Annotated in this window: 15 protein-coding genes; 8 read left to right on the top strand and 7 right to left on the bottom strand. The window is 69.4% G+C overall.

Annotated elements, in window-relative coordinates:
- Positions 1-270: 270 nt before the first annotated feature.
- On the top strand, positions 271-3009 hold the full coding sequence (locus tag ACFCY7_RS12300) for a transglycosylase domain-containing protein (protein ID WP_376483766.1): 2739 nt from the start codon (positions 271-273) through the stop codon (positions 3007-3009).
- Positions 3010-3123: 114 nt separating this feature from the next.
- Positions 3124-4650: a glycosyltransferase family 87 protein gene (locus ACFCY7_RS12295; RefSeq protein ID WP_376483764.1), complete on the top strand. Its 1527-nt coding sequence runs from the start codon at positions 3124-3126 to the stop codon at positions 4648-4650.
- 58 nt (positions 4651-4708) lie between these two features.
- Here ACFCY7_RS12295 and ACFCY7_RS12290 read toward each other — a convergent pair whose 3' ends face one another.
- The 3 genes from ACFCY7_RS12290 to ACFCY7_RS12280 form a co-directional block, all read right to left on the bottom strand.
- Positions 4709-5740 carry an alanine racemase gene (locus ACFCY7_RS12290; protein ID WP_376483762.1) on the bottom strand — a complete coding sequence of 344 codons (1032 nt, stop codon included), beginning with the start codon at positions 5738-5740 and terminating at the stop codon, positions 4709-4711.
- 74 nt (positions 5741-5814) lie between these two features.
- The gene (locus ACFCY7_RS12285) at positions 5815-6933 is read right to left on the bottom strand and encodes a lipid II:glycine glycyltransferase FemX (protein ID WP_376483761.1); all 1119 of its coding nucleotides are present in this window, start codon (positions 6931-6933) and stop codon (positions 5815-5817) included.
- Positions 6934-7052: 119 nt separating this feature from the next.
- Positions 7053-7367 carry a hypothetical protein gene (locus ACFCY7_RS12280; RefSeq protein WP_366303051.1) on the bottom strand — a complete coding sequence of 105 codons (315 nt, stop codon included), beginning with the start codon at positions 7365-7367 and terminating at the stop codon, positions 7053-7055.
- 283 nt (positions 7368-7650) lie between these two features.
- On the opposite strand from ACFCY7_RS12280, the gene rpsF reads away from it, so the two are divergent.
- The 4 genes from rpsF to rplI all read left to right on the top strand — a co-directional run bounded on the left by rpsF (position 7651) and on the right by rplI (position 9363).
- Positions 7651-7941, top strand: a complete 291-nt coding sequence (gene rpsF, locus ACFCY7_RS12275) for a 30S ribosomal protein S6 (protein WP_017240415.1) — start codon at positions 7651-7653, stop codon at positions 7939-7941.
- A gap of 74 nt (positions 7942-8015) precedes the next feature.
- Positions 8016-8606, top strand: coding sequence for a single-stranded DNA-binding protein (locus tag ACFCY7_RS12270; protein WP_376483759.1), 591 nt, complete (start codon positions 8016-8018; stop codon positions 8604-8606).
- Positions 8607-8661: 55 nt separating this feature from the next.
- Positions 8662-8898: a 30S ribosomal protein S18 gene (rpsR, locus tag ACFCY7_RS12265; protein ID WP_005315025.1), complete on the top strand. Its 237-nt coding sequence runs from the start codon at positions 8662-8664 to the stop codon at positions 8896-8898.
- Positions 8899-8916: 18 nt separating this feature from the next.
- Entirely contained in the window at positions 8917-9363 is a 447-nt protein-coding gene (gene rplI / locus ACFCY7_RS12260; protein ID WP_053640001.1) for a 50S ribosomal protein L9, read from the top strand.
- A 104-nt stretch (positions 9364-9467) separates the two neighbouring features.
- Here rplI and ACFCY7_RS12255 read toward each other — a convergent pair whose 3' ends face one another.
- On the bottom strand, positions 9468-10805 hold the full coding sequence (locus ACFCY7_RS12255; protein WP_376483757.1) for an MATE family efflux transporter: 1338 nt from the start codon (positions 10803-10805) through the stop codon (positions 9468-9470).
- A 423-nt stretch (positions 10806-11228) separates the two neighbouring features.
- On the opposite strand from ACFCY7_RS12255, the gene dnaB reads away from it, so the two are divergent.
- Together dnaB and ACFCY7_RS12245 are read left to right on the top strand one after the other, a co-directional pair.
- A complete protein-coding gene (gene dnaB, locus ACFCY7_RS12250) occupies positions 11229-12710 on the top strand; it encodes a replicative DNA helicase (RefSeq protein WP_376483755.1) in 1482 nt (493 codons plus the stop codon).
- Between the two features lie 53 nt (positions 12711-12763).
- Positions 12764-14146 (top strand): serine hydrolase domain-containing protein, encoded by a 1383-nt coding sequence (locus tag ACFCY7_RS12245; protein ID WP_376483753.1) that lies wholly within the window; start codon positions 12764-12766, stop codon positions 14144-14146.
- A gap of 70 nt (positions 14147-14216) precedes the next feature.
- Here ACFCY7_RS12245 and ACFCY7_RS12240 read toward each other — a convergent pair whose 3' ends face one another.
- The 3 genes from ACFCY7_RS12240 to ACFCY7_RS12230 all read right to left on the bottom strand — a co-directional run bounded on the left by ACFCY7_RS12240 (position 14217) and on the right by ACFCY7_RS12230 (position 16155).
- Complete coding sequence (locus tag ACFCY7_RS12240; RefSeq protein ID WP_376483752.1) at positions 14217-14669, bottom strand: GNAT family N-acetyltransferase; 453 nt, start codon at positions 14667-14669, stop codon at positions 14217-14219.
- Positions 14670-14707: 38 nt separating this feature from the next.
- Entirely contained in the window at positions 14708-15166 is a 459-nt protein-coding gene (locus ACFCY7_RS12235) for a MarR family winged helix-turn-helix transcriptional regulator (protein WP_376483750.1), read from the bottom strand.
- A gap of 125 nt (positions 15167-15291) precedes the next feature.
- On the bottom strand, positions 15292-16155 hold the full coding sequence (locus ACFCY7_RS12230) for a GNAT family N-acetyltransferase (RefSeq protein ID WP_376483749.1): 864 nt from the start codon (positions 16153-16155) through the stop codon (positions 15292-15294).
- Between the last annotated feature and the right edge of the window lie 81 nt (positions 16156-16236).

Below are 16236 nucleotides of genomic sequence, written 5' to 3'. Positions count from 1 at the left end.
CGCCGTGACCGGCGTCACATCGTCAATTCACAGGGATCGACTTGCCTGATTTGGGTGGAAGTCCGGCTCTCCGTGGGTTTTGGCCGTGCGTAGTCTGTGCGGCATGCAGACCACCGGGAACCAAGCGACGCCGTGGGGCGTCAGTGCTGCGGGTGACCGGCTGCGGTACGGATGGGCCTCCGATGGGGTGCCGTGCGTGCACATTTCGGGGGGACCGGAACTCAACTGCCGCTTCCAGGCGTACGCGCCTGCCCGAGGAGTAGTCGTTCGATGAGCGAGCATCGTCGCAAAATGCCGCCGCAGCAGCCGCCGACGGGTGGGCGCGCGGCGGCACGGCGCGCTGCCCAGCAGCCGGTGGGCCGCGGGTCGGCACCGGCCCATGACGTCGGTACGAGGGCCCCGTCGGCCTCGTACGGGCCGCCTTCCTCTCACGGAGAGGAGCAGCGCACCTATGGCGGCCGCGCGGAGGCCCGCAGAGCCGCCCAGCGCGGCAGCCGCCGCAAGGGCGCGGAGAACGGCCCCGGGAGCCCGGGCGGCCCCGGTGGAGGCCGCCGCGGAGGCGGCGGTGGCGGGGGGCGCGGCGGCGGTCCGGGGCGGGGCCCCGGCGGTCGCCCGCCGGGCAAGAAGCGGATCATCGACTATCCGCGGTACGGCAAGTACGGCTGGCGTCGCTGGATGCCGTCGTGGAAGCTCGTGACGGGCACGTTCCTGTTCTTCACGGCCAGCCTGATGGGTGCCGCCGCGCTCGCGTACTCGCAGGTCGAGATTCCTGACCAGGCGAAGACCGCGACGTCGCAGAACAACATCTACTACTGGGCCGACAAGACCCGCATGGTCGCGACCGGCAGTGGCACCAACCGCCAGATCGTTCCGATCGAGCAGATCCCGACCGCCATGCAGAACGCGGTGATCTCGGCGGAGAACAAGACCTTCAGGGACGACTCGGGAATCGACCCGATGGGCATCGCCCGCGCCGTGTGGAACATGGCCAAGGGCGGCGAGACCCAGGGTGGTTCGACGATCACCCAGCAGTACGTCAAGAACAACCGCCTCGACGACCAGTCGCAGACCGTCACCCGGAAGGTGAAGGAACTCTTCATCTCCATGAAGGTCGGCAACGAGGTGGAGAAGCCGGACATCATGGCCGGCTATCTGAACACCTCGTACTACGGACGCGGTGCCTACGGCATCCAGGCCGCCGCCCGCGCGTACTTCAACAAGGACGCCAAGAACCTCAACCCCAGCGAGTGCGCGCTGCTCGCCGCGGTGCTGAAGGGCGCGACCTACTACGACCCGGCCGGCTACCCCGAGATCGACTCCGAGGCCACGGCCGAGAAGAACACCGTTCGAGCCACCAAGCGGTGGACGTGGATCCTCGACGAGATGGAGAAGGACGGGCATCTCCCGGCCGCCGAGCGGGCGAAGTACACCACCTTCCCCAAGGTGAAGAAGCCCGGCCAGAGCGCCAACCTGAGCGGCCAGATCGGATACCTGGTCAGGACCGCCAACGCCAACATCAAGAGCCAGTTCGGCATCAGCGTCCAGGACCTGGATCGCGGCGGCTACGAGATCTTCACGACCTTCGAGAAGCAGAAGGTCGACAAGCTCGAGAAGTCGGTCAAGAAGATCCTCGACAACCACATCGACCCGAAGAAGCGCCCGGAGGACGACACCCACGTCCAGTTCGGCGGTGCCTCCGTCGACACGGCCACCGGGAAGATCGTCGCCCTCTACGGCGGCGCCGACGCCACCAAGCACTTCAGCAACAACGCAGACGCCACCGGCGCCATGGTCGGCTCGACGTTCAAGCCCTTCGTGCTCGCCGCCGCGATGAAGTACGGCGTCCGCGACCCCGAGCTGGGCCCGGTCCAGGACGAGTCCAGCCGCAAGATCCTGGACCCGGACAAGAGCCGCTACTCCGGCAAGAACGGGCTGACGGTCCGGAAGTACAACGGCGACATCTGGGTCAACGAGAAGGGCAAGGAGTGGAAGCAGGTCAACGACGAAGACGCCAGCTACGGCGCGATCTCGCTTCGTGAGGCCATGGTCCACTCCGCCAACTCGCCTTACGTGCAGCTCGGCATGGACATCGGCATCGACAAGGTCCGCCAGTCCGCGCAGGACGCCGGACTCCTGGAGAGCTCGCTCGTCCAGGGCGAGGTGCCGTCGTTCTCCCTCGGCATCTCCAGCCCGAGCGCCATCCGCATGGCCGGTGCCTACTCGACCTTCGCCAACGGGGGCAAGCAGAACGACCCCTACTCGGTCGAGACCATCAAGAAGGAGGGCGTCGTGATCAAGCAGCACGAGGCGGCGCCCAAGCAGCCCTTCAGCCCGGCCATCGCCAGCCAGGTCACCGACGTGCTCCGCGACGTCGTGCAGAAGGGCACCGGCACGAAGGCCCGCATCCCGGGCCGTGACGTGGCGGGCAAGACCGGTACCACCGACGCCAACATGTCGGCCTGGTTCGTCGGGTACACCGCGCAGCTGGCGACGGCGATCGACATGTACCGCTACGACGACGACGACACCAAGAAGGACCGCGCCTTCGAGGACATGTACGGCACGGGTGCCCAGCCGAAGATCCACGGTTCGTCGTTCCCGTCGCGGATCTGGCACGACTACATGTCGGACGTGGTCAAGGACATGCCGCTGGTGAAGTTCCCCGAGCCGATGGACATCGAGAACGCCGAGCCCGTGTTCGGCGGCGGTGCCACCAGCCCGACGCCGACGCCGACGGCCACGGAGACGCCCACCGAGTCCGCGACGCCGACGACGACGCCGCCGGCCACCGCCACCACGACTCCCCCGGCGACCAAGACGCCGAAGCCGGGCAAGACGACGTGTGACGTCTGGGACATCGAGTGCAACTATCCGGGGAACCCGGGTGGCAACACCGGAGGACCCACGACGACGGCGCCCGGCTCGGAATCACCGACGCCCACCGATACGGCGACGGACCAGAACGGCGGGGGGAACGGCAGACCGGGCGGCGGGTCCTGGAATCCCTGACCCGGTCGCGCGGGCACTTCCCTGAGGGCCGCCGCGTCCGCTCCGTACCCTCCGTACGGACCGGCCGCGGCGGCCCTCGCCGTTTTCACCGGGACGTACGGCAGGATGTCCCCCATGCCGAGCCTCCAGAAGACGAGCGCGCCGCAGGACCGGCCCCAGGGCCGCTCGCGGACGGTCATCCCCACCCACCGGGACAAGGTGGCCGCCGCGGGCAGCGAACTGATCGGCGGCCCCTACGGGCGCAGGGCGCTGCCCGGTGCCGGGCAGCTCACTCCCGTGCGGGTGATCGCCCTCGTGGCCATCGGCATGTTCGCCCTCGGCATGGTGCAGAAGCTGCCCTGCTACAACTGGGCCTGGTTCCGGGGGACGACCTCCCAGTACACCCACGCCTGCTACTCCGACATCCCCCACCTCTTCGCTGGGCGGGGCTTCGCGGACGGCCTGGTGCCCTACTTCGACCGGCTGACCGGCGACATACCGTTCCTGGAGTACCCGGTCCTCACGGGCCTGTTCATGGAGGTCGCCGCCTGGCTGACGCCGGGCGGCGGCAGCGGGGCCGAGAACGAGCGGGCGTACTGGCTGGCCAACGCGGGTCTGCTGATGGCCTGTGCGGCCGTCCTCGCGGTCTGCGTGACGCGGACGCACCGCCTGCGGCCCTGGGACGGGCTGCTGGTGGCCCTGGCCCCGTCGATCGCGCTCACCGCCACGATCAACTGGGACATACTGGCCGTCGCGCTGACCGCCGCCGCCGTCATGATGTGGTCGCGCGGGCGGCCGCTGGCCTTCGGCATCATGCTGGGCCTGGCCACCGCCGCCAAGTTCTACCCGATACTGCTCCTCCTGCCCCTGCTGCTGCTCTGCGCCCGGGCCGGGAAGTGGCGGGAGTACGGGACGGCGGTGCTGGGTGCGTGCGGCGCGTGGCTGGTCGTGAACCTGCCCGTGATGCTGCTCGCTCCCGAGGGCTGGAAGCAGTTCTACCTGTTCAGCCGGGACCGGAACGTCGACTTCGGATCGGTCTGGCTGCTGGTCAGCCAGCGGACGGGGACGTCGATCACGCCGGAGCGGGCCAACCTGTACGCGCTGCTGCTGATGGTGCTGGCCGCGGCCGGGCTCGCCTACCTGGCGTTCACGGCGCCCCGCCGGCCCCGCTTCGCCCAGCTGGCCTTCCTGATCGTCGCCGCGTTCGTCCTGGTCAACAAGGTCTACTCGCCGCAGTACGTCCTGTGGCTGGTGCCGCTGGCGGTGCTCGCCCGGCCCCGCTGGCGCGACTTCCTGGTCTGGCAGACGTGCGAGGTCATGTACTTCCTCGGCATCTGGATGTACCTGGCGTTCACCAGCAGCGGCAACAAGCAGGGCCTGCCGGTGGACGGCTACCAGTTCGCGATCGTCCTGCACCTGCTCGGCACCCTGTACCTGTGCGTGATGGTCGTACGCGACATCCTGGCGCCCGAGAAGGACCCGGTGCGGCAGGACGGCTCGGACGACCCCTCGGGGGGCGTCCTGGACGGGGCCGAGGACGTCTTCGTGACGGGCAGGGCGGCGCATCCGGCCCGGCACGCCGCTCCCGGCGCGGAGGAGGGCCGGCGGGTGCGGTGGGGCACCTCCGAAGAGCCGCACGATCCATGGGGCGCCCCCGAGTAGCCACATGACTCACCCCCCGGGAGCAGGGCTCCCGGGGGGTGAGGTGGTTCCGGCCGGCTCAGCGCTCGACGAGCCGGTCGAACTGCGTCGTCGTGTGGCGCAGATGGGCCACGAGCTCGTCGCCGACCCGGGGCTCCTCGGCGTCGGAGGGCACGAACAGGATCGACACCTGCATGTGCGGCGGCTCGGCGAACCAGCGCTGCTTCCCGGCCCAGACGAAGGGCGACAGGTTGCGGTTGACGGTGGCGAGGCCGGCCCGGGCGACGCCCTTGGCACGCGGCATGACGCCGTGCATGGCCTTGGGGGCCTCAAGGCCCACGCCGTGGGAGGTGCCGCCGGCGACGACGACCAGCCAGCCGTCCGAGGCGGCCTTCTGCTGGCGGTAGCCGAACCGGTCGCCCTTGGCCACCCGGGTCACGTCGAGGACCGCGCCCCGGTACTCCGTGGCCTCGTGGTCGCCCAGCCAGAGCCGGGTGCCGATCCGGGCGCGGAAGCGGGTCTGCGGGAACTGCTGCTGGAGCCGGGCCTGCTCCTCGGCGCGCAGGTGGCTCACGAACATGGTGTGCAGGGGCAGCCGGGCGGCCCGCAGGCGGTCCATCCAGGCGATGACCTCCTCGACCGCGTCCGTGCCGTCCGGACGGTCCAGCGGGAGGTGGAGGGCGAACCCTTCGAGGCGTACGTCCTCGATGGCCGCGTGGAGCTGCTGGAGCTCCTCCTCGTGGACGCCGTGCCGCTTCATCGAGCTCATGCACTCGATCACGACCCGGGCGCCCACCAGGGCACGGACACCGTCCACGGACGACACGGAGCGGATCACGCGGTCGGGCAGCGGAACCGGTTCTTCACCCCGGCGGAACGGGGTGAGGACCAGCAGGTCGCCGCCGAACCAGTCCTTGATCTTCGCGGCCTCGTAGGTGGTGCCCACGGCCAGCATGTCGGAGCCGAACCGAGCCGCCTCGTCCGCGAGGCGCTCGTGTCCGAAGCCGTAGCCGTTGCCCTTGCAGACCGGGATGAGACCGGGGAACTGGTCGATGACGCTCTTCTGATGCGCGCGCCAGCGAGCGGTGTCGACGTAGAGGGAGAGCGCCATGGCCGGCCCGGAACCTTTCTGGTGGCAGCGGTGTGTCAAAGATGTGTACGAGACTACGAAAGCCTACGGAACGGTCAGCGGCGCGACATGTAGATGTCGAGCGCCTTGTGGAGCAGCTTGTTCAGCGGGAAGTCCCACTCGCCGACGTACTCGACGGCCTCGCCGCCCGTGCCGACCTTGAACTGGATGAGGCCGAAGAGGTGGTCGGTCTCGTCGAGCGAGTCCGAGATGCCCCGCAGGTCGTAGACGGTCGCGCCCATCGCGTAGGCGTCGCGCAGCATCCGCCACTGCATCGCGTTCGAGGGCCGGACCTCACGGCCGATGTTGTCGGAGGCGCCGTAGGAGTACCAGACGTGGCCACCGACGACGAGCATCGTCGCGGCGGAGAGGTTCACGCCGTTGTGGCGCGCGAAGTAGAGCCGCATGCGGTTGGGGTCCTCGCTGTTGAGGACGGTCCACATGCGCTGGAAGTACGAGAGCGGGCGCGGCCGGAAGTGGTCGCGGATCGCCGTGATCTCGTACAGGCGCTGCCACTCGGCCAGGTCCTCGTAGCCGCCCTGGACGACCTCGACGCCGGCCTTCTCGGCCTTCTTGATGTTGCGGCGCCACAGCTGGTTGAAGCCCTTGAGGACGTCGTCGAGCGAGCGGTTCGCGAGCGGGACCTGGAAGACGTAGCGGGGCTGCACGTCGCCGAAGCCGGCGCCGCCGTCCTCGGCCTGCTGCCAGCCCATCTTCCGCAGCCGGTCCGCGACTTCGAAGGCGCGCGGCTCGATGTGGGTGGCCTCGACGTCCTTGAGGCGCTTCACGTCCGGGTCCTGGATGCCGGCCTTGATCGCGGCCGAGTCCCAGCGCCGGATGACGACCGGGGGGCCCATCTTCACGGAGAAGGCGCCCTGGTGCTTGAGGTGCGCCAGCATCGGCTGCAGCCAGTCGTCGAGGTTGGGGGCGTGCCAGTTGATGACCGGGCCCTCGGGCAGGTAGGCGAGGTACCGCTTGATCTTCGGGAGCTGGCGGTACAGCACCAGGCCCGCGCCGACGAGCTCGCCGGACTTGTCGAACCAGCCGAGGTTCTCCGAGCGCCACTCGGTCTTCACATCAGCCCACGCCGGGACCTGGCAGTGGCTCGCCGCGGGCTGGCTCTGGATGAATGCCAGATGCTGCTCACGGCTGATGGTCCTCAGGGTCAGGCTCATGCGGGGCGCTCCTCGGCAGGTGTGTCCCCATCGGTCAGGGGCTCCGGCTCTCGCGCCGAAGCCTACTGTGACCGGGGAGCGCCCCGGATGGGCGTGTACGCCCTGACGTGGCCCTGGGCTCAGCTGATGACGCCGCCGAAGAGGCCGCCGTGCGCCATGCCCAGATAGAAGCCGAACGCCGAGGCGCCGAGTCCGAGGACCAGCAGGAAGCGTTCGCGGGTCGTCGCGGAGATGAACTGCCCGTAGGCACCGGTCAGGATGCCGATCAGGCCCGACCAGGAGCTCAGCAGGTGCAGGTTGTCGAACATCGCGCTGACGAAGGCGAGGACGCCCATGACGAGCGTCACGCCGACCAGGGTGTCCTGGAGGGGGTGGGGCTTGCCGTCGGTCGCGAAGAGGGAGTGGCCGGGGTCGGGTCGCATTGCCTGTGCCATGGGGCACCTCCTGGCGTTGCTGCGCGAGGGCGGCGCATTATGGCGCCGCCGACATCCGTTGTGTACAGATTGCGTCCCCTCACCGGGGAATTTCAACCGCAGGCCGATGTGCGGGTACTCTGTACAGCTGCGCCGGTGTCTGCCCAGGTCCCTCCGGGATCCCCGACGGCCCCCTCGTTCGCCGAGGGGATTGTCAGTGGTGGCGGATACCGTTGCTTACGCATCACGACCCTCCTGCCACGGAACGACCGTGGCCGCTGAGTCCAAAGGAGGTGGGTTCCACATGCGTCACTACGAGGTGATGGTCATCCTCGACCCCGATCTGGAGGAGCGCGCTGTCGCCCCCCTGATCGAGAACTTCCTCTCCGTCGTCCGTGAGGCGAACGGAAAGGTCGAGAAGGTCGACACCTGGGGCCGTCGTCGTCTCTCGTACGAGATCAAGAAGAAGCCCGAGGGCATCTACTCGGTCATCGACCTGCAGGCCGAGCCTGCGGTCGTCAAGGAGCTCGACCGCCAGATGAACCTGAACGAGTCGGTCCTCCGGACCAAGGTCCTCCGTCCCGAGACCCACTGAGCTTCTAGCTCAGAGGTCATCGGGTTCGAGTAGCAACAAAGCAGCCAGAAGCAAACCCGCCGAGAGGTTCCCCCATGGCAGGCGAGACCGTCATCACGGTCGTCGGCAATCTTGTCGACGACCCCGAGCTGCGCTTCACCCCGTCCGGTGCGGCGGTCGCGAAGTTCCGTATCGCGTCCACCCCCCGCACCTTCGACCGTCAGACCAATGAGTGGAAGGACGGCGAGAGCCTGTTCCTGACCTGCTCGGTCTGGCGTCAGGCGGCGGAGAACGTCGCCGAATCGCTCCAGCGAGGCATGCGCGTCGTCGTGCAGGGCCGGCTGAAGCAGCGGTCCTACGAGGACCGTGAGGGCGTCAAGCGCACGGTCTACGAGCTGGACGTCGAGGAAGTCGGCCCCAGCCTCAAGAACGCCACGGCCAAGGTCACCAAGACCACCGGTCGCGGCGGCCAGGGTGGATACGGCGGCGGCGGCCAGCAGGCCGGCGGCGGTGGCGGCTGGGGTGGAAACTCCGGCGGTTCCCAGCAGGGTGGTGGCGGTGCTCCCGCCGACGACCCGTGGGCGACCGGCGGTGGTGCTCCCTCCGGCGGCGGCGGCCAGCAGGGCGGCGGAGGCGGCTGGGGTGGAAACTCCGGCGGCGGCTACTCGGACGAGCCCCCCTTCTAGGCCTCGCCTGGAAGCAGCTCGTACTCCCACTTCTTGATCACACAGGAGAAACACCATGGCGAAGCCGCCTGTGCGCAAGCCTAAGAAGAAGGTCTGCGCGTTCTGCAAGGACAAGACCGCGTACGTGGACTACAAGGACACGAACATGCTGCGGAAGTTCATTTCCGACCGCGGCAAGATCCGTGCCCGCCGCGTTACCGGCAACTGCACGCAGCACCAGCGTGACGTCGCCACGGCCGTGAAGAACAGCCGTGAGATGGCGCTGCTGCCCTACACGTCCACCGCGCGATAAGGGAAGGGTGACCGAAAAATGAAGATCATCCTCACCCACGAGGTCTCCGGCCTCGGTGCCGCTGGCGACGTTGTCGACGTCAAGGACGGCTACGCTCGCAACTACCTGGTCCCGCGTGGTTTCGCGATCCGCTGGACCAAGGGTGGCGAGAAGGACGTGGCGCAGATCCGCCGCGCCCGCAAGATCCACGAGATCGCGACCATCGAGCAGGCCAACGAGATCAAGGCCCAGCTCGAGGGCACGAAGGTGCGCCTGGCCGTTCGCTCCGGCGACGCCGGCCGTCTCTTCGGCTCCGTGACCCCGGCCGACATCGCCTCGGCGATCAAGACCGCGGGTGGCCCCGACGTCGACAAGCGTCGCGTCGAGCTCGGTTCGCCGATCAAGACCCTGGGCTCGCACCAGGTGTCCGTGCGTCTGCACCCCGAGGTTGCCGCGAAGCTCGGCGTCGAGGTCGTCGCCGCGTAACGCTGCCCTTGGCAGTCTGCGCTCAGTAGTGAGGAAGGGCCGCACCCCTGGGGGTGCGGCCCTTCCGCTGTTTCACGTGAAACAGGGCGTTTCACGTGAAACGTTCAGCGCGTGGCGCCCGTGACGATCCAGCGGCCGGAGCGGGTGCGCAGCCACAGCGTCAGCATCCGCACCGTCATCATCAGCATCATCGCCCACCAGAGGGCGGTCAGGCCTCCGCCGAGCGCCGGGATCAGCAGGGCCACGGGGGCGAAGACGGCGAGGGTCAGCAGCATGGCCCAGGCGAGGTAGGGGCCGTCTCCCGCCCCCATCAGCACGCCGTCGAGAACGAAGACGACCCCTGAGATCGGCTGCGAGACCGCGACGACCAGCAAGGCCGGCAGCAGGGTGTCCTGGACCGTCGTGTCGCTGGTGAACAGCGGGATGAAGAGGGGTCGGGCCACGATGAGGAGCGCGCCCAGCACGACGCCCGAGACCAGGCCCCACTGGACCATGCGGCGGCAGACCTGCCGGGCGCCCTGGGCGTCGTCCGCCCCGAGGTAGCGGCCGATGATGGCCTGGCCGGCGATGGCGATCGCGTCGAGGGCGAAGGCCATGAGGCTCCACAGGGACAGGATGATCTGGTGGGCCGCGACCTCGGCGTCCCCCAGTCGGGCCGCGACGGCCGTGGCGATCATCAGGACCGCGCGCAGCGACAGCGTACGGACGAGCAGAGGGGCACCGGCCTGCGCGGAGGCGCGGATGCCGGCCGCGTCGGGGCGGAGGGAGGCCCCATGGCGCCGTGCGCCCCGAACGACCACGGAGAGGTAGACGGCGGCCATGCCGTACTGGGCGATGACCGTGCCCCAGGCGGAGCCGGCGATGCCCAGATCGGCCCCGTAGACCAGCCCGACGTTGAGCACGGCGTTGGTCGCGAAGCCTCCGATGGCCACATAGAGCGGTGTACGGGTGTCCTGGAGGCCGCGCAGGACGCCGGTGGCCGCCAGGACCACCAGCATCGCGGGGATCCCGAGACTGGAGATCCGGAGATAGGTGACCGCGTACGGCGCGGCGGTGTCGGAGGCCCCGAAGACATCGACGAGCCCGGGTGCGGTGGGGAGGGTCAGGGCGACGACGGCGGCGCCGAGCAGGAGCGCGAGCCAGATGCCGTCCATGCCCTGCCGGATGGCGGCCTGGAGGTCGCCCGCGCCGACGCGCCGCGAGACGGCGGCCGTGGTGGCGTAGGCGAGGAAGACGAAGACGCTGACGGCGGTGGAGAGCAGGGCGGCGGCGATGGCCAGGCCCGCGAGCTGGGGGGTGCCGAGATGGCCGACGATGGCGCTGTCGACGATGAGGAACAGCGGTTCGGCGACGAGGGCACCGAAGGCCGGCAGGGCCAAGGAGACGATCTCGCGGTCGTGCTGTCGACGGACGGCCTTGGAGGTCACGGGGGCCTGGGTCATGGGGTCAATCTAATCTTCCACAGGTAAGAGATGCAATGCATCAGTGCTCCTTACTTTTGGAGGGTGTGGGGCTTCGGGTGTGGGCCGTTTGTTCTGATCTTGATCCAGGGGGAGAACTTTTTCTCCCCCACAGCCCGTGGATGGAGAAACTGCAGGTCAGGCGGGTGAATTCAAAGGGGCTATGAGTTTGTCCACATGCCTGTCCCCCGATCCGTGCACAGGTTCCGGGGAGTTCTCCACAGCATCTGGGCCTTCACCCACAGGGCCTGTGGATAACCAGATTGGCTGACGCCTCCCGCGGGCCTACCGTGGTTCGGCGCCCGACGCGCGAGAAGCGGTCGCAAAGCCACTCGTTGATCAAGCCCGTGGCGTAAGAAAGAGTGGCAGGGCGAGGTCCGCGGAGCGGACGGGAGGAGGTGCTTGGTGAGCGTCACCGAGCCCATGGACGACCCTTGGGCCGACAGCGGACCGAGTGACCGGCTGCCCACCCGTACCCGCGGTGAGGGGCGCGGCCGCGGCCGCGGCCGTGACGACCAGCACGAGCGGGGCAACGACGGCCCGTGGGACGGCGGACTCTCCGGCTTCGAGCGGGTGCCCCCGCAGGACCTCGACGCCGAACAGTCCGTCCTCGGCGGCATGCTGCTCTCCAAGGACGCCATCGCGGACGTCGTGGAGATCATCAAGGGCAACGACTTCTACAAGCCCGCCCACGAGACCGTCTACTCGGCGATCCTCGACCTCTACGCCAAGGGCGAGCCGGCCGACCCGATCACGGTCGGCGCCGAGCTCACCAAGCGCGGTGAGATCACCCGGGTCGGCGGCGCCTCCTACCTCCACACCCTGGTCCAGTCGGTACCGACCGCGGCCAACGCCTCGTACTACGCGGAGATCGTCCACGAGCGCGCCGTCCTGCGCCGCCTCGTGGAGGCCGGCACCAAGATCACGCAGATGGGCTACGCGGCCGACGGCGACGTCGACGAGATCGTGAACTCGGCGCAGGCCGAGATCTACGCGGTCACCGAGCAGCGCACCACCGAGGACTACCTGCCGCTCGGCGACATCATGGAGGGGGCCCTCGACGAGATCGAGGCCATCGGCTCCCGCAGCGGCGAGATGACCGGTGTGCCCACCGGCTTCACCGACCTCGACTCCCTCACCAACGGTCTGCACCCCGGCCAGATGATCATCATCGCGGCCCGTCCCGCCATGGGTAAGTCGACCCTCGCCCTGGACTTCGCCCGGGCGGCGTCCATCAAGCACAACCTGCCCAGCGTCATCTTCTCCCTCGAAATGGGCCGCAACGAGATCGCGATGCGTCTCCTCTCGGCCGAGGCCCGGGTCGCGCTCCACCACATGCGCTCCGGCACGATGACCGATGAGGACTGGACGCGTCTCGCCCGCCGCATGCCGGACGTCTCCCAGGCCCCGCTGTACATCGACGACTCCCCGAACCTGTCGATGATGGAGATCCGGGCCAAGTGCCGCCGGCTCAAGCAGCGCAACGGCCTCAAGCTCGTCATCATCGACTACCTGCAGCTCATGCAGTCGGGTGGCTCGAAGCGGCAGGAGAGCCGTCAGCAGGAAGTCTCCGACATGTCGCGAAACCTCAAGCTCCTCGCCAAGGAGCTGGAGCTCCCGGTCATCGCGCTCTCCCAGCTGAACCGTGGCCCCGAGCAGCGCACCGACAAGAAGCCGATGGTCTCCGACCTGCGTGAGTCCGGCTCGATCGAGCAGGACGCCGACATGGTGATCCTGCTGCACCGCGAGGACGCCTACGAGAAGGAGTCCCCGCGCGCCGGCGAGGCGGACATCATCGTGGGCAAGCACCGTAACGGTCCGACGGCCACGATCACCGTGGCCTTCCAGGGCCACTACTCGCGCTTCGTCGACATGGCACAGACCTGATCGGAGCACCCTCCCCGGGAAGCTTCGTATGTGACAGGGCGTTGGATCGTTCCGTGACGACATCTTTCGAAGCTTTGTTGCCCGGTACCGAGCGTGCTCTGCTGCACCGCGTCGCGGTGGCCCAGGCCGAGGGGCGGGCTCCGTCCCTCGTGGGGGCGGTGGTCCGCGAGGGGGCGCTGGTCTGGAGCGGTGCGCGCAGTTGCGTGGACGGACACGCGCCGGACGCCGACACGCAGTTCAGGATCGGCTCGATCACCAAGGTGTTCACCGCCGTCCTGGTGCTGCGGCTTCGGGACGAAGGGCTCCTCGGCCTCGACGATCCGCTGGAGCGGCACCTGAAGGGAACCGGTGTCGGCGAGGTGACGATCGCTCAACTCCTCGGCCACAGCAGCGGCCTCGCGGCCGAGACGCCCGGCGCGTGGTGGGAGCGGTCGTCCGCCGAGCTGCGCCCGGAGCTCTCCGACGTGCTGGGGGAGGAGCCCTTCGTCCGGGCCCCGGGGCGCCGCCACCACTACTCCAACCCCGGCTACACCTTGCTCGGTTCGCTGGTCGAGGCCGTGCGGGGCGTGCCCTGGGAGGAGGCGTTGCGGCGCGAGATCCTGGAGCCGCTGGGGATGGACCGGACGACGGTCGACCCCGTCGCCCCGCACGCGGGCGGCTGGGCAGTGCACCCCTGGGCCGACGTGATGCTGCCCGAGCCGTCCGAGCACCTGGGGATCATGGCACCGGCCGGTCAGCTCTGGTCGACCGCCGCCGACCTCGCCCGGTTCGCCGCGTTCCTCGCGGCGGGCGACGAGCGGGTGCTGGGTGCGGCCTCCGTCGCGGAGATGCGGGCTCCCGCGGCCGCGGCCGGGGAGGGCGACTGGGAGGGGAGCTATGGCCTCGGACTGCAGCTGATCAGCAGGGACGGCCGGACCCTGATCGGCCACACCGGGTCGCTCCCGGGCTTCGTCGCCTGTCTCTGGGTGAGCGTGGAGGACGGGCTGGCGGGGGTCGCCCTCTCCAACGCGACCTCGGGGGTGGCGATCGGCGCCGTGGCCGCCGATCTCGTCCGGATCGTGGCGGACGCCGAGCCGAGGCTCCCGCAGCCGTGGCGCCCCCTGCCGGAGGCCGAGGTCGACGAGGAGCTCCTGTCGCTCACGGGGCCCTGGTACTGGGGGACGTACTCCTACGGGCTCCGGCTCGGTCCCGAGCGGAGCGTGGTGCTCGAACCGCTGCGAGGCCCCGGTCGGCGAGCCCGCTTCCGGGCGCTGCCCGAGGGCGGCTGGGTCGGACTGAACGGCTACTACGAGGGGGAGACGCTCCGGGCGGTGCGGCGCGACGACGGCACGGTGAGCCACCTCGACCTCGGGTCGTTCGTTTTCACGCGGGAGCCGTACGCGCCGGAGGACGCGGTGCCGGGTGGCGTCGACGAGGCGGGTTGGCGCGGCCTCTGAGCCCCTACCTGGGGTGTTTCACGTGAAACAGCGTGCCGGCCGCCTCTCCCGGCACGCTGTTTCAGGCGTGTCAGAGGCTCTTCTTGAAGCCCACGTGGGAGGCCTCGAAGCCGAGCCGCTCGTAGAAGCGGTGGGCGTCGGTGCGGGTGACATCGGAGGTCAGCTGTACCAGGCGGCATTCCTGGCGGCCGGACTCCTCGACGGCCCACTCGATGAGCTGCGTGCCGAGGCCGCTGCCGCGCTCGTCGGCATGGATGCGGACGCCCTCGATGATCGAGCGGGTGGTGCCCCGGCGGGAGAGCCCCGGGATCACCGTGAGCTGGAGCGTTCCGACGACCTTCTCGCCACGGACGGCCACGACGACGTGCTGGTGAGGGTCGTTCGCTAGGCGCTCGAAGGCCGTGAGGTACGGGGTGAGGTCGTCGGGGGACTCCCGCTGCGCGCCCAGGGGATCGTCGGCGAGCATGGCGACGATGGCCGGGAGGTCGTCCGCGGTGGCGGGTCGTATCTCAAGATCGCTCATGCCCGGCAGCGTACGCCCGGCCGTCGGGCTCCCCCGGATCAGGCGGGAACGGTCACGCCCTCCACGACCTGGACCAGCGGGGCGAGCTCGGGGTTCTTCGCCGCCTCGTCGAGGGCCTCGCGCAAGGCGCTGTCGTTGGTGGGGCGGGCCTCTTCGAGGAGCTTCTGGCCGGCTTCGGTGACATCGGTGTAGATGCCGCGGCGGTCGGTGGCGCAGAGGTACCGGGTGAGCAGGCCGCGGTCCTCGAGCCGGGTGACGAGCCGGGTGGTGGCGCTCTGGCTGAGCACGACGGCGTCGGCCACCTGCTTCATCTGGAGATGGCCGCCCGGGCCGCTGTGCTGACGGCTGAGGACGTCGAGGAGCGAGTACTCGCGCACGCTCAGACCGTGCCCGGACTCCAATGCGCGCTCGATGTGGCTCTCGATCCGACCGTGCAGCAGGGAGAGGGCACACCAGCGCTGGGAGAGCGCGGTGAGTGCGGGGTCCGTGGCGGTCATGGTCTCTCCTCGGTCTCACCTGGGCGGCGGAGCGGCTCTCGACCAGGGTAGACGATGCGACGCAATAATGCGCGTGTGCAAGTAAATCTGTCCGGGTCCGACCGTCGGCGCCCGGGCCCGGCGGGCTATCCGGCCGCGACCGTCAGGGGTGCGAAGCGGCGTCGCCAGTCGCCGGGGAGGTCGGGCAGGGACCTGATCATCACCGCGTTGGAGGCGACGGAGTCGATGCCGTTCTCCTTCATCCAGCGCAGCAGGGTCGTATGGCGCACGTCGATGTCCGTCCGCAGGGGCCGGTCCGTGGCCGCGGCCAGCGAGGCGACGAGGGCCTGCGCCGTGCTCGTGTCCCGGGCGACCAGGGGGCCGACGACATGGGTGTCCATGTTGGGCCAGGCCGCCGCGAAGCCCGTGATCTCGCCGTCCTCCTCGGCGACCCGGAGGTGGTCCGCGAACGCGGGGAGCCTGGTGAGGACGTGCGTGCGGTCCAGCCCGAAGACCTCGCGGTCCAGACGCAGGATCGCCTGAAGGTCCTCCGCCGTCGCCGGACGGACCGGAACGGCGGGGGCGGGAGTGGTGAACGTGAAGCGCCCGCGCACCATCTCCGCCCGGCTCGTCTCCGTGAAGCCGAGCTCCTCGTACAGCGGCTGCCCGTTCGGTGTGGCGTGCAGGGTGAGCGCGGTGTCACCGGCCTCCGCGACGACGTGCCGCATGAGCCGGCGTCCCACGCCCTGGCGTGCGTACTGCTCGGCGACGAGCACCATCCCGATCGCCGCCAGCCCGGGTCCGTATGACGTGACCACGCAGCAGGCGAGCAGCCCCGTGCCGGAGGGGTCGTCGATGCCGTACCCGGTGCCCGCGGTGAGCAGGAATCCCCACTTGTGTTCCTCGCGCGGCCATCCCCGGTTCTCGGAGAGGTCGGAGCAGGCGAGGAGATCGTCCGAAGTGAGACGTCGGACAGGGAGCTGGGCGAGGAGGGTGGGGGAGGTCGGCATGCTTTCAGGCTGTCCGAAGCGGCGATCTTCCGTCCACTGCTTTAACGGATCCGGCCGATCATCCGAGGGGCGTTGCTTCCG

Source organism: Streptomyces sp. NPDC056361 (assembly GCF_042262805.1).
Lineage (GTDB): Bacteria > Actinomycetota > Actinomycetes > Streptomycetales > Streptomycetaceae > Streptomyces.
This window is presented reverse-complemented; position numbering and strand designations above follow the sequence as displayed.

Bases quoted from the DNA above. Each gene is read 5' to 3' on its own strand.
- ACFCY7_RS12300 (WP_376483766.1), top strand. From the start codon at position 271: ATGAGCGAGCATCGTCGCAAAATGCCGCCGCAGCAGCCGCCGACGGGT.
- ACFCY7_RS12295 (WP_376483764.1), top strand. From the start codon at position 3,124: ATGCCGAGCCTCCAGAAGACGAGCGCGCCGCAGGACCGGCCCCAGGGC.
- ACFCY7_RS12290 (WP_376483762.1), bottom strand. From the start codon at position 5,740: ATGGCGCTCTCCCTCTACGTCGACACCGCTCGCTGGCGCGCGCATCAG.
- ACFCY7_RS12285 (WP_376483761.1), bottom strand. From the start codon at position 6,933: ATGAGCCTGACCCTGAGGACCATCAGCCGTGAGCAGCATCTGGCATTC.
- ACFCY7_RS12280 (WP_366303051.1), bottom strand. From the start codon at position 7,367: ATGGCACAGGCAATGCGACCCGACCCCGGCCACTCCCTCTTCGCGACC.
- rpsF (WP_017240415.1), top strand. From the start codon at position 7,651: ATGCGTCACTACGAGGTGATGGTCATCCTCGACCCCGATCTGGAGGAG.
- ACFCY7_RS12270 (WP_376483759.1), top strand. From the start codon at position 8,016: ATGGCAGGCGAGACCGTCATCACGGTCGTCGGCAATCTTGTCGACGAC.
- rpsR (WP_005315025.1), top strand. From the start codon at position 8,662: ATGGCGAAGCCGCCTGTGCGCAAGCCTAAGAAGAAGGTCTGCGCGTTC.
- rplI (WP_053640001.1), top strand. From the start codon at position 8,917: ATGAAGATCATCCTCACCCACGAGGTCTCCGGCCTCGGTGCCGCTGGC.
- ACFCY7_RS12255 (WP_376483757.1), bottom strand. From the start codon at position 10,805: ATGACCCAGGCCCCCGTGACCTCCAAGGCCGTCCGTCGACAGCACGAC.
- ACFCY7_RS12240 (WP_376483752.1), bottom strand. From the start codon at position 14,669: ATGAGCGATCTTGAGATACGACCCGCCACCGCGGACGACCTCCCGGCC.
- ACFCY7_RS12235 (WP_376483750.1), bottom strand. From the start codon at position 15,166: ATGACCGCCACGGACCCCGCACTCACCGCGCTCTCCCAGCGCTGGTGT.
- ACFCY7_RS12230 (WP_376483749.1), bottom strand. From the start codon at position 16,155: ATGCCGACCTCCCCCACCCTCCTCGCCCAGCTCCCTGTCCGACGTCTC.